12 protein-coding genes are annotated in these 11,870 nt (G+C 74.7%); 8 read left to right on the top strand and 4 right to left on the bottom strand.

Going from position 1 to position 11,870, the window contains the following annotated elements; translation table 11 throughout:
- Nucleotides 1-255: 255 nt before the first annotated feature.
- Both AB0F89_RS20225 and AB0F89_RS20230 read left to right on the top strand, forming a co-directional pair.
- Nucleotides 256-1,083, top strand: coding sequence for a glycosyltransferase (locus AB0F89_RS20225; protein ID WP_367138430.1), 828 nt, complete (start codon nt 256-258; stop codon nt 1,081-1,083).
- Complete coding sequence (locus tag AB0F89_RS20230) at nt 1,083-2,399, top strand: FAD-dependent oxidoreductase (RefSeq protein WP_367138432.1); 1,317 nt, start codon at nt 1,083-1,085, stop codon at nt 2,397-2,399. The genes AB0F89_RS20225 and AB0F89_RS20230 overlap by 1 nt, the downstream gene beginning before the upstream one ends.
- Here AB0F89_RS20230 and wecB read toward each other — a convergent pair.
- On the bottom strand, nt 2,317-3,525 hold the full coding sequence (gene wecB, locus AB0F89_RS20235; protein ID WP_367138434.1) for a non-hydrolyzing UDP-N-acetylglucosamine 2-epimerase: 1,209 nt from the start codon (nt 3,523-3,525) through the stop codon (nt 2,317-2,319). The genes AB0F89_RS20230 and wecB overlap by 83 nt on opposite strands.
- Nucleotides 3,526-3,707: 182 nt before the next feature.
- On the opposite strand from wecB, the gene AB0F89_RS20240 reads away from it, so the two are divergent.
- Complete coding sequence (locus tag AB0F89_RS20240; RefSeq protein ID WP_367138436.1) at nt 3,708-4,655, top strand: lysyl oxidase family protein; 948 nt, start codon at nt 3,708-3,710, stop codon at nt 4,653-4,655.
- A 105-nt stretch (nt 4,656-4,760) separates the two neighbouring features.
- Nucleotides 4,761-5,612, top strand: a complete 852-nt coding sequence (locus AB0F89_RS20245) for a serine/threonine-protein kinase (protein ID WP_367138438.1) — start codon at nt 4,761-4,763, stop codon at nt 5,610-5,612.
- On the opposite strand, the gene AB0F89_RS20250 is transcribed toward AB0F89_RS20245, so the two are convergent.
- The gene (locus AB0F89_RS20250; RefSeq protein WP_367138440.1) at nt 5,599-6,384 is read right to left on the bottom strand and encodes an alpha/beta fold hydrolase; all 786 of its coding nucleotides are present in this window, start codon (nt 6,382-6,384) and stop codon (nt 5,599-5,601) included. The two genes, AB0F89_RS20245 and AB0F89_RS20250, sit on opposite strands and share 14 nt — an antisense overlap.
- Before the next feature lie 81 nt (nt 6,385-6,465).
- On the opposite strand from AB0F89_RS20250, the gene AB0F89_RS20255 reads away from it, so the two are divergent.
- From AB0F89_RS20255 to AB0F89_RS20270, 4 genes are all read left to right on the top strand, one after another.
- Nucleotides 6,466-7,791, top strand: coding sequence for a PLP-dependent aminotransferase family protein (locus AB0F89_RS20255; protein ID WP_367138442.1), 1,326 nt, complete (start codon nt 6,466-6,468; stop codon nt 7,789-7,791).
- Nucleotides 7,792-7,800: 9 nt separating this feature from the next.
- Nucleotides 7,801-8,781: a squalene cyclase gene (locus AB0F89_RS20260; protein WP_367138444.1), complete on the top strand. Its 981-nt coding sequence runs from the start codon at nt 7,801-7,803 to the stop codon at nt 8,779-8,781.
- Nucleotides 8,782-8,836: 55 nt separating this feature from the next.
- The gene (locus tag AB0F89_RS20265; RefSeq protein ID WP_367138446.1) at nt 8,837-9,202 is read left to right on the top strand and encodes a hypothetical protein; all 366 of its coding nucleotides are present in this window, start codon (nt 8,837-8,839) and stop codon (nt 9,200-9,202) included.
- Nucleotides 9,203-9,695: 493 nt separating this feature from the next.
- Nucleotides 9,696-10,895 (top strand): cysteine desulfurase-like protein, encoded by a 1,200-nt coding sequence (locus tag AB0F89_RS20270; RefSeq protein WP_367138448.1) that lies wholly within the window; start codon nt 9,696-9,698, stop codon nt 10,893-10,895.
- On the opposite strand, the gene AB0F89_RS20275 is transcribed toward AB0F89_RS20270, so the two are convergent.
- On the bottom strand, nt 10,892-11,497 hold the full coding sequence (locus AB0F89_RS20275) for an acetoacetate decarboxylase family protein (RefSeq protein WP_367138450.1): 606 nt from the start codon (nt 11,495-11,497) through the stop codon (nt 10,892-10,894). The two genes, AB0F89_RS20270 and AB0F89_RS20275, sit on opposite strands and share 4 nt — an antisense overlap.
- Nucleotides 11,498-11,531: 34 nt before the next feature.
- The gene (locus AB0F89_RS20280) at nt 11,532-11,864 is read right to left on the bottom strand and encodes a substrate-binding domain-containing protein (protein WP_367138452.1); all 333 of its coding nucleotides are present in this window, start codon (nt 11,862-11,864) and stop codon (nt 11,532-11,534) included.
- Nucleotides 11,865-11,870 lie beyond the last annotated feature (6 nt).

Here is an 11,870-nt window from a genome sequence, read left to right on the forward strand (position 1 = left end):
ACCCGATAATGGTCACCCGTTCGAGACCATGCGAACGGGTATCTCTGCGCACACCGTGTGTACCAAGGGTGTTTGTTCGGCGCTAATTCACTCTTTCGGTGATCACATTTCCCCTTTCCAGTGGCCCCCGGCCCTGTTCTTCGCCTGAATTCAGCCCGACGTGCGACGAGATTCCCCCGGGGTGGTCGAACCTAGTCGCGGTGCGGAGGCGAATAATTCTGGACCGTCATCCGCCATCCAGTGAAATGGGGCCTCTTGACCGTCGACGAAGGCGACGTGCGCACCACGTCGGAACAGGGCGGACCCGCCCTTTCCGGCGGCGCGCGCACCACCGCCCGCGCCCACGTGGTGCTGCCCGCCTACAACGAAGCCGCCTCGCTGCCGCCGCTGCTGACCCGGCTCGCCCAGGTCGCGCTCACCGAGGAGCTGACCGCCTGGGTCGTGGACGACGGCTCGTCCGACGGCACGGCCGACGTCGTCGCCGGCGGCTGGCCCGACCTCGACGTCCGGCTGGTCAGCCACCCGGTCAACCTCGGCCTCGGCCAGGCCGTCCAGTCCGGGCTGCGCGCCGTGCTGGCCGAGGCGGGCGACGAGGACGTGGTCATCGTGATGGACGCCGACGACACCCACGACCCGGCGCTGATCCGCAGGCTGGGCGGCGAGATCGCGGCGGGCGCGGACGTGGTGATCTGCTCCCGGTTCGTCGAGGGCGGCGACGACGCGACCGCGCCCGCGCTGCGCCGGCTGCTGTCCCGCGGCGCGGCCGTGCTGTTCCGCCGGGTGCTGCGGGTCGAGGGCGTCCGCGACTTCACCAGCGGCTTCCGCGCCTACCGGGTCAGCCTGCTGGCCAGGGCGACCGGCCACTGGGGCGAGCGGCTGATCGAGGAGCGCGGGTTCGCCTGCATGGTCGAGCTGCTGCTCAAGCTGCGGCACTGCCGCCCGGTGGTCGCCGAGGTGCCGCTGGCCCTGCGCTACGACCGCAAGCAGGGGCCGAGCAAGATCCGGATCGCCCGGACGGTCTGGCAGTACGTGCGGCTGCTGGTCCGCGACCGGCTCTCGCCCGCGCCGTACCGGGCGCTGTGATGGCGCCGGTGGACCACGGGCACGTGGTGGTGGTCGGCGGCGGCATCTGCGGCCTGGCCACCGCCCACCGGCTGGCGCGCGCCGGCACCAGGGTGACCCTGCTGGAGGGCAGCGACCAACTCGGCGGGCTCGGCACGTTCTTCCCCTGGCGCGACCGCTGGGTCGAGCGCTTCTACCACTGCGTGATGCCGACCGACGAGCACCTGCTCGACCTGCTCGGCGAACTGGGCCTGCGCGACTCGGTGGCGTGGCGGCCCACCCGGATGGGCATGGTGGTGGACGGCCGCGCGTTCCCGTTCAACACCGCGCTCGACCTGCTCGGGTTCACCCCGCTGGGCGTCCTGGACCGGCTGCGGTTCGGCGTGGTCTCGGTGCTGCTGCGCAGGCTCGGCCGGGGCAAGGACCTCGACCGCACCCGCACCGAGGACTGGCTGCGCGGCCTGTACGGCGACCGGGTGTGGGAGCTGCTGCTCGCGCCGCTGTTCGGCGCGAAGTTCGGCGCGCGCTTCGGCGACGTGCCCGCGCTGTACCTGTGGCAGCGCCTGGGCCGCGAGGGCGCCGTCTCGGTGCGCGGGTACCCGGACGGCGGCTACCGGGCCGTCATCGACGCGCTGAGGGCGTCCATCGAGGCGGGCGGCGGGGTGGTCCGGCTCGGCGCGCCGGTGCGGCGGGTCGGCCTGGTCGACGGCGGCGCCGCCGTGCGCCTGCGGCTCGACGGCGACGAGGTCGTGACGGCCGACCGCGTGGTGTCGACGCTGCCGCTGCCGCAGCTGCGCCACCTCGCCGACGACGACCTGGCCGCCCGGCTGCCCGACGTGCGGCTGCCGTACCAGGGCGTGGTGAACGCGCTGTTCTTCCTGCGCCGACCGCTGTCCGGGCACTACTGGACGCCGGTGGTGCGGTCCGGCACGGAGTTCGACGGCCTGATCCAGATGACGCCGCTGGCGGGCGTCGAGCCCTACGGCGGGCGGCACCTCGTCTACGCGATGCGCTACACCGACCGGGAGTCCGCGCTGTTCGGGGAGGACGACGCGGCGATCGCCGCCCGGTGGACCTCGCAGCTGCTGGCGCTGCACCCCTCGCTGTGCCGCGCCGACGTGGACGACGTGCGGGTGTTCAAGGCGCCGTTCGTGGAACCGGTGTACCCGCTCGGCTACCTGGCGAGCCGCCCGCCGGTGGTGGTCGCCGGCACCCCGCTGCTGCTGGCGACCACCGCGCACGTCTACCCGGACGTCACGAGCTGGAACTCGAGTGCGGCACTCGCGCGACGGGTCGTCGCGACGCTGGCGGGGGCACCACAACCCGTTCCGGGCTGAGCGCGGCGTGCACCGGCTCACCGCGGACCAGCTGCCGCAGCGCCGCGGCGATCCGGGCCGACGGCGAGCCGGTGCCGTAGGGCGAGGGGATGCGCTCCAGGCGCTCCCGGTGGCCCGGCACGTCGTCCAGCCACCGCAGCACCTCCGCGCGCACCCGCGGCCCCGGCGGCACGAGCGTGCCGAACGTGCCCTCGATCTCCGGGCGCTCGGTGCTGCGGCGCACCACGACCACCGGCCGCTTCAGCACGCTCACCTCCTCCTGGATGCCGCCGGAGTCGGACACCACCACGGCGGCGCACCGGGCCAGCGCCAGGAACGCCGGGTACGCCTGCGGTTCCACCACCCGCAACCGTCCCAACAGGACGGACAGGTCGAAGCTCGCCACCCGCTTGGCCGTGCGCGGGTGCAGCGGCAGCACCACCGGCAGCGGCAACCCGCCCAGCTGGCGCAGGACCGCCTCCAGGGCGACCGGGTCGTCCACGTTCTCCGGCCGGTGGATGGTCGCCAGCACGTAGCCGTCGCGCTCCAGCTCGTGCGCGGCCAGCACGACGTCCTCCTCCGCCCGGTCGGGCAGCGCGGTCGCGAGCGCTTCGACCACGGTGTTGCCGGTGATCGCGATCCGCTCCTCGGGCACCCGCTCGGCCAGCAGGTTGGCGTGGTTGAGCCGGGTCGGCGCGCAGCACAGGTCGGCGAGGTGGTCGATGGCCACCCGGTTGTGCTCCTCGGGCATCGCCCGGTCGAAGCTGCGCAGGCCCGCTTCCACGTGCACCAGCGGCACGTCGTTGGCGTTGGCGGCCAACGCCCCCGCGAGCGCGGACGTCGTGTCGCCCTGCACGACCACCACCTTCGCCGGGTGCCTGGCCAGCACCTCGTCCACCGCCGCAACGGCCGCGCCGAGCTGACCGCCGCGCCGCCCGCCGCCCAGGCCCAGCTCGTGGAACCGGCCCGGCTGCCCGACGTCCTGCCGGATCCGGTGGTACATGGCGGTGTCGTAGTGCTGGCCGGTGTAGACGACGGTGGCCTCCGCGCCCAGCGCGCGGATCAGCGGCGCCAGCTTGATCAGCTCCGGCCTCGTGCCGCACACCATCGTGACGGCGCCGGGGAACCCCTGGTCGATCGGACCCACCTCCAGTCGCGGATGACGCGCTCCCGGGGCGCGATCGCGGTGAAGGTTAGAGTCCCGCTGCTCGATTTCCCTTGTGCCTCAATCTATCGAGTGAACTTCGCCGAGGACGAGGCCAACTGGCAAGGAGGCTCACTAGGTTGGTCGCTGGACCATTGCGGCAATGTGGACGGAATTCAGAGATCATGGTGCGAAGACGACTTGCCCTGCCCGTCACGGCACTGCTCGTGGTGGCGCTGGTGGGGCCGTCGCACGCGCGGGCCGGGGCCGGCGCGCTGCTGCCCGACCTGCGGCAGGCCCCCGTCGGGTGCGCGGGCGGCTTCTCGGGCGACCTGATGCGGTGCGTCGACTGGGACGTGTGCGCGGTCGCCGACCCGGCCGCGCCGAGGGGCGAGTGCGTGCAAGCGGGCCCGATCGGCGCGGTGAGGTTGAGGTTCACCACATCGGTCGACAACATCGGCGACGGGCCGCTGGTGATCCACGGCAGCCGCCCCGACGCCGGCCGGCCGCGGATGTCCGCCCGGCAGGCGTTCCAGACCACTGTGGACGGTGACATCCCGCTGACCTACGAGCGGGCGCAGCACCCGATCCCGGCTCAGCTGTACTACGAGCCCGCCGCCACCCACGAGCACTGGCACCTGCTCGGGTTCGAGCACTTCCAGCTCCGCACCCGCGCGGGCGACGCGGTCGTCACCGACCGGAAGACCGGCTTCTGCCTCGGCGACCGCTACCGGGTGGCGGACCGCCTGCCGAACCGGCCGGACGCGGCGGGCACCCCGCAGTCGCAGCTGGCGGCGCAGCTGCGGCGCAACCGGTGCGGCCACCACACCCCCGAGGCGCTGGCGGTGTCGCAGGGCATCTCGGTCGGCTCCGGCGACGACTACCGGCACACGGTCGACTTCCAGTGGCTGGACGTCACCGACGTGCCGTCCGGCGTGTACGACGTGGTGAACGTGGTGAACGGCGACCGGACGCTGGTGGAGGAGTCCTACGCCAACAACGCCTCCTCGATGGCGATCTCGCTGACCTGGCCGGGCGGCGGTTCGAGGCCGGCGACGATCACCGGGCCGCCGCGGGTGGTGCTGCTCGGCCAGTGCCCGGGTCGGGAGCGCTGCGCCGAGTCGATCCGCTGACCGGCCGCCTCCCGCCGGGAGGCGCGTGACCGGCCGGTTTGGTCGTGGTCCGCCGGGGGAATTCGCCAGAAGTCCGTCCGAATCGGTTACCCGAGGGGTGGGGCCATGTCGTTGGCCACCGAAGACCGCGTGCTCGCAGGCCGCTACCAGCTGGCGGGCAAGATCGGCGCTGGTGGCGCGGCCGAGGTCCACCGGGGCTGGGACGTGCTGCTGCGCCGGTTCGTCGCGGTCAAGCTGTTCCGGGCGGGCGACCCGGCGGACGACGAGCGGTTCGACCACGAGGTCCGCACGCTGGCCGCGCTGTCGCACCCCGGCCTGCTGTCGGTGTACGACGTCGGCACGTGCGACGGCTCGTCGTTCGTGGTGATGCAGCTGGTCGAGGGCACGACGCTGCGGGACCGGCTGCCGTCCGGCACGTTCACCTCCGCGCAGGTCCGCGCCCTCGGCCACCAGCTCGCCGAGACCCTGGCCCACGTGCACGGCCGGCAGGTCGTGCACCGGGACGTGAAGCCGTCGAACATCCTGCTCGACGGCTCCGACACCGCCTACCTCGCCGACTTCGGCCTGGCCCGGCCGATCGGCTCGACCAGGGCCGCCGCGGCCGGCCAGGTCGTCGGCACCGCCGCCTACCTGGCCCCCGAGCAGGTGCGCGGCGACGAGGTCGGCCCGCCCGCGGACGTCTACGCGCTCGGCCTGGTGCTGCTGGAGTGCCTGACCGGCTACCGCGAGTACCAGGGCAACCGGGTCGAGGCCGCCGTCGCCCGGCTGCACCGCCGGCCGGAGGTGCCGCGCGGCCTGCCCCTCGACCTCGGCCGGCTGCTGACGGCGATGACGGCCCGGTCCGCCGACCGCCGCCCCACGGCCGCGCAGTGCGCCGACGTGCTGCGGCCCGCGCCGACCTCGCTGGCGCCCGACCGGCTGCTCTGCGGCGGCCGGACCCCGCTCACCGCAGGCTGAGCAGGAACCGCTCCACCACGTCGGTGAACTCCTCCGGCCGTTCGAGGTTCGGCAGGTGGGCCGCGTCCGGGATGACCGCGAGCGCCGCGCCGGGGATGGTCCGGTAGAGCCGCCTGGCCACGTCGACCGGCGTGTACCCGTCCTCCTCGCCGACGACCACCAGCGCCGGCACCGCGGCGCGGGACAGCGAATCCAGGTAGTCGGGCCGCTCGGCACGCCCGCGCAGGGCCGCCGCCGCGCCCTCCGGCGCCGTGCCGCGCATCATGCCCAGCACGTGCTCGGCGACGCCGGGCAGGTCGCGGACGTTGCGCGGCGCGATCATCCTGTCCAGCACCTCGTCCGCGTAGGGGCCCATGCCCTCACGCAGGACGCGCTCCGCCGCCTCGTGGCGGGCCTCGCGACCGGCCGGCGTCTCCGCTTCGGCGAAGGTGTCTGCGAGGATCAGCGCGCGGACGCGCTCCGGGTGGGCTCGGTGCAATTCCATCACGACCTGACCGCCCATGGACAACCCGCACGCCACCACCCGCTCCAGCCCGAGGGCGTCGAGCAGGCCGACCAGGTCGTCGGCGAACACGCCCAGCGGCGTCGTGCCGGGCACCACCGTCGTCCCGCCGTACCCGCGCAGGTCGGGTGCCACGACCCGGCACCACCGGCTGAGCCGTTCGACCTGGGGCCGCCACATCGACCGGTCGAACGGGTGGCCGTGCACCAGCAGCACCGGGAGGCCGTCGCCCTTGTCGTCGTAACCGATGTCGATGCCGTTGACCCGCATGCGCCCCCCTGGTTCGCGTTGACGTGAGCAGCCTAGGAACGCCACCATGCTCGGTGCAATGAAAACAATGCTCTCGGTGCAATGTGGGGTGGCCGCGTGGACTACCGCCTGATCGCCGACCGGCTCGCCGCCGACATCGCGGCCGGTCGGCTCAAGCCGGGCGACCGCCTCCCGCCGCAACGCCGGTTCGCCCGCGCGCACGGCATCGCCGGGTCCACGGCGGCCCGCGTCTACGGCGAGCTGGTCCGCCGGGGGCTCGCCGTCGGCGAGGTCGGGCGCGGCACGTTCGTCCGCGCCGCCCGGCCGCCGCTCGAACCGGCCCTGGTCGAACCGGGCGGCGCGCGGGTCGACCTGGAGCTCAACTTCTGCGTGCTGCCCGACCAGCCCGAACTCCTCGCGCCCGGCCTGGACCGGCTCGTCCGGCACGGCCTGGCCGAAGCGCTCACCCCCGTCGGCGCGCGCGGCACGCCCGAGGCTCGGGCCGCCGCCGCGCGGACCGTCGCCCGCGGCGGGTGGACCCCCGACGAGCGGCAGGTCCTGTTCACCGCCAACGGCAAGCAGGCGATCGCCGCCGTCGTGGCGGCACTGGTCCCGATCGGCGGCAGGCTCGGCGTCGAAGCCGTCACCTACCCGGTGGTCAAGGCCATCGCGACCAGGCTCGGCATCACCCTCGTGCCGCTGCCCGCGGACGACGGGGGCGTGCTGCCGCAGGCCGTCCGCGCCGCCGACGTGCGCGCCGTCTACCTCCAGCCGACGCTGCACAACCCCCTCGGCGTCACCATGCCCGAGGGGCGGCGCGCCGAACTCGCCGACGTGGTGCGGGAACTGGACGTCCAGGTCGTGGAGGACGCCGTCTACGCCTTCCTCGGCCCCGACCTGCCGCCCCTCGCGCCCGAGCGCACGACCGTGGTGGACGGCACGTCCAAGCGCCTCGCGCCAGGGCTGGCGGTCGGCTTCGCCGTGCCGCCCGCCCACCTGGTCGACCGGGTCGCCGCCGCCGCCCGCTCCGGCGGGTGGGCCGCGAGCCGCTTCGCGCTCGCCGCCGTCACCGGTTGGCTCGCCGACGGCACCGCGGCGTCCATGGTGGAGCGCAAGCGCGCGCTGGCGCTGGAACGGCAGCACCTCGTCCGCGATCGGTTGGCCGGGTTCGACATCCGCGCCGACCCCGGCTCCTACCACTGCTGGTGGCGGCTGCCGGACCGGTGGCGGGCCGAGACGTTCGTCGCCGCCGCCGGCCGTCGCGGCATCGCCGTCACGCCCGCCGCCGCGTTCGCCGTCGTGCCGGGCCACGCGCCGAACGCCGTCCGCCTCGCCCTCGCCTCCACGCCCACCGCCACCCTGACCGCCGCGCTGGACGTCCTCGCCGCGCTCGCCGCGGGGAGTTCGGAGGACGACCAGGTCGATTAAGGTCACGCCATGGTGACCAGGGACCTGCTCGCGTGGCTCCTCGACTCCGACCCGGCGCTGCGCTGGCAGGTCGAGCGCGACGTCGCGGGCGAGCCGGCCGAGGTGTGGGAGGCGACCCGGGCCAGGATCGGCGTCGAGGGCTTCGGCGCGCGCCTGCTCGCCCTCCAGGACCCGGACGGCCAGTGGGCGGGCGGCGCGTACTTCCCGGCGGGCTTCGACTTCCACGGCCCCGAAGCGGCCGAGGGCGCCGGGCAGCCGTACACGGCCACGACGTGGACACTGACCACGTTGCGGGAGTGGGGGTTGGACCCCGCCGTGCTGCGCGAGCGCCGCACCGCCGAACTGCTCGCCGAGAACAGCCGTTGGGAGTACGACGACCTGCCGTACTGGGGCGGCGAGGTCGACTGCTGCATCAACGGCTACACGGTCGCGAACGGCGTGTGGCTCGGCGCCGACGTCACCGGTCTCGCCCACTGGTTCCCCGAGCACCAGCTGCCCGACGGCGGCTGGAACTGCGAGTGGGTCGAGGGCTCGACCCGGTCGTCGGTGCACTCGACCCTCAACTCCCTCAAGGGCCTCTTCGCCCACGAGGTCGCCACCGGCGGCACCGACGCCACCCGCGCCGCCCGCCGTTCCGGCGAGGAGTACCTGCTGCGGCGCGGCCTGTTCCGCCGCCTATCCACCGGCGAACCCGTGGGTCCGTGGGTGACCCGCTTCTCCTACCCGTTCCGGTGGTTCTACACCGTGCTCAACGCCGCCGAGCACTTCCGCGCGGTGTCGCTGCGCGACGGCACACCGCCCGATCCGCGGATGGCCGAGGCGGTCGACCTGATCCGCGCCGCCCGGCGACCGGACGGGACCTGGCCGCAGTCCCGCCGCCACCCCGGCCGCGTGTGGTTCGAGGTGGACGTGCCCGCGGGCGAGCCGTCGAAGTGGCTGACCCTGTCCGGGACCAGGGTGCTGTCCTGGTGGGACGACTCGGGCGCCTAGCTGCCCGGCGGTCGGCGCCGGCCGTTCACCCGTCGCCGCGCCGGCCGGTGTCGTCGTGTTCGCCCACGGCTCGGGCAGCTCCCGCCACAGCGTCCGCAACCGCTTCGTCGTCGACTCCCTGCGCCGCGACGGCTTCGCGACCCCGCTGCTCGACCTGCTGACCGACCTGCTGACCGAGCGCGAGGGGCACGAGGACCGCGCCACCGGCCGCCTGCGGTTCGACATCGGCCTGCCGGCCGAGCGGGTGGCGGCTCGGTGGAGTGGACGTCACGGGCGCGGCCGACGTGGGGGCTGCCGATCGGCCTGTTCGGCGCGAGCACCGGCGCGGCGTCGGCGGCGCTGGTGGTGGCGGCGGGGACGTACCTGGTGCGGGCGGTGGTGTCGCGCGGTGGCCGGCCGGACCTGGCGGGTCGGGCGCTGAGCCGGGTGCGGGCGCCGATGTTGTTGGTGATCGGTGGATGGGACGAGCAGGTGCTGGACCTGAACCGGGCGGCGGCCGGGCGGCCGGCCGTGCCGTGGCGGCTGGAGGTGGTCGACGGGGCGACGCACCTGTTCGAGGAGCCGGGGGCGCTGGAGGACGTCGCCCACCTGGCCCGGCTGGTGGTTCCGCGAGTACCTGTGAGGGCTCGACACCGGGTGCGCGTCGGTGGCGCCCGGTGTCAGGCGTCGTGCCGGAGCCGGTTGTACGAGTTTCGGATGAGCCGCTGCACCACGGTGGCCGACAGCAGCGCTACCACCGCGACCGGTTTGGTGGCGTTCGGAATCAGTTCACCGCTCTTTTTCCTAGCATCGCTAGAGCTTGTAGCGGCGCTAGCGCGAGGTTCGCGGTGGTTGGACCAACGTCACGGTCGGGGTCCGGTGTGGACGGCGATCGGGGGGTGGTGCCGCGTCGGGGGACCGACGAGAGTGGCGGCATGAGCTACGACGTCGAGGCCGTCCGCGCCCGGTTCCCCTCCCTCGCCTCCGGCGCCGCCCACTTCGACGGTCCGGGTGGCTCGCAGGTGCCCGCCGCCGTCGCGGACGCGGTGCGGGACGCGATGGTCTCGCCCCTGGCCAACCGCGGCTCGGTCACCGCCGCCGAGCGCGCGGCCGACGCGATCGTGCTGGACGCCCGGCGGGCGCTGGCCGACCTGCTCGGAGCGGCGCCGGAGGGCGTGGTGTTCGGCCGCAGCATGACGCAGCTGACCTACGACTTCGCCCGCACGCTGGCCCGCACCTGGCGACCCGGCGACGAGGTGGTGCTGACCAGGCTGGACCACGACGCCAACGTGCGCCCCTGGGTGCAGGCGGCGGAGGCGGTCGGAGCGGTGGTGCGGTGGGTCGGGTTCGAGCCGGCCACCGGCGAGCTGACCCCGGCGGACGTGGCCGGGGTGCTCTCGGACCGGACCCGGCTGGTGGCGGTCACCGCGGCGTCGAACCTCATCGGCACGCGGCCCGCGACGGCCGAGATCGCGGCGTTGGCGCACGCGCGCGGCGCGCTGGTCTACGTGGACGGCGTGCACCTCGCCGCGCACCACCCGGTGGACGTGGCAGCTATCGGCGCGGACTTCTTCACGTGCTCGCCCTACAAGTTCTTCGGGCCGCACTGCGGCGTGCTGGCGGCGCGGCCGGAGCTGCTGGCGGAGCTGCGGCCGGACAAGCTGCTGCCGTCGTCGGACGCGGTGCCGGAGCGGTTCGAGCTGGGCACGCTGCCCTACGAGCTGCTGGCCGGCTGCACCGCCGCCGTGGACTTCATCGCCGACCTGGTCCCGTCCGGGGGCGACCGCCGGACCCGGATCACCACGTCGCTGACGGCGGTGCAGGGGCACGAGGAGCGGCTGCGGGAGAAGGTCGAGGCGGGGCTCGCCGAGCTGCCCGGCGCGGTCGTGTGGTCGCGGGCGCGGCTGCGCACGCCGACGGTGCTGGTGACGTTCGCCGAACGCGCGGCGGCCGACGCGTACCGGCGCCTGGCCGAGGTGGGCGTGAACGCGCCCGCCGGGTCGTTCTACGCGATCGAGACGTCCCGGTGGCTGGGCCTGGGCGACACCGGCGGGCTGCGGATCGGGCTCGCGCCGTACTCGACCGAGGAGGAGGTGGACCGGCTGCTCGACGGGCTGGCCGGGTTCCTCCGCTAGGCCCGGCCCGACGCGCGCGGGCCGAACCTCAACCGCAGCCGCCGGACCGCGACGCTGAGCAGCGGCCGGTGGGGCAGCCAGGCCAGCGGGCCGTTCGGGGCGATGTCCCAGACGGCCCGCGCCGCGCTCACGCGTGCCGTGGCGCGCAGCGGCGTCCGGGCCAGGCCGTCGCCGAACTCCTGCCACGTCGACGCCGCCGCGGGCAGCCACGCGCCGAAGGGCAGCACCCGGCCGCGCACCGAGGCGATCGGGCCGTCCGCGTCACGGGCGGACGCGACCCGGTCGTCCCAGTCGAACCCGGCCGACTCCTTCGGGACGCCCCACAGCTCGCGACCGCCCGCGCGGGACGCCGGGCTGTCCACCCAGATCCGGGTGATCGTCACGCCGAACCGGAGCCCCTTCCGCACCAGCACCGCGGCCAGCAGCTCGTGGTAGGCCAGGCCGGGCGGCCGGTAGTCCACGAAGGCCGTGCCGACGACGGCGTGGCCGAACAACGTCACCGGGCGCACCGGCAGCGGCGGCACCGCCTCGGCGCGGACCAGCCACACCGACACGCACGCGCGGCCGTGCAGCCGCCACGGCTCCGGCGGGTAGCTGACCATCCGAGCCCCCTCACGACGGGACGGCACCCGCAGACTACGTCCGCCGGCCGGCGGGTGGCGGCGCGGTCGAGGCGCGTTCGACCAGTCGGACACCCGTCGTCACCGGTTCGGTGGGCGCCCGGCCCGTCTCCACCGACGCCGGCAGCAGCCGCACCGCCGTGATCGCCTTCCCGGTGGTGTCCTGCGCCACCGTGGTCAGCTTGGGCGTCACGTGCTCCATCACCACGCCGATCGTGGTGGAGGACCCGACCGGCTTCGAGTTGAACGCTACCGGCAGCGCTGCGGTCTCGAACACGACCGTGACGCGCGCGGCGTCGGGCGGGCTGCTCAACCCGGGCGGCTGCACGCTGGTCCGCGGGCCGGGCAACTCCGG

The organism is Saccharothrix sp. HUAS TT1 (assembly GCF_040744945.1).
Classification (GTDB): Bacteria; Actinomycetota; Actinomycetes; order Mycobacteriales; family Pseudonocardiaceae; genus Actinosynnema.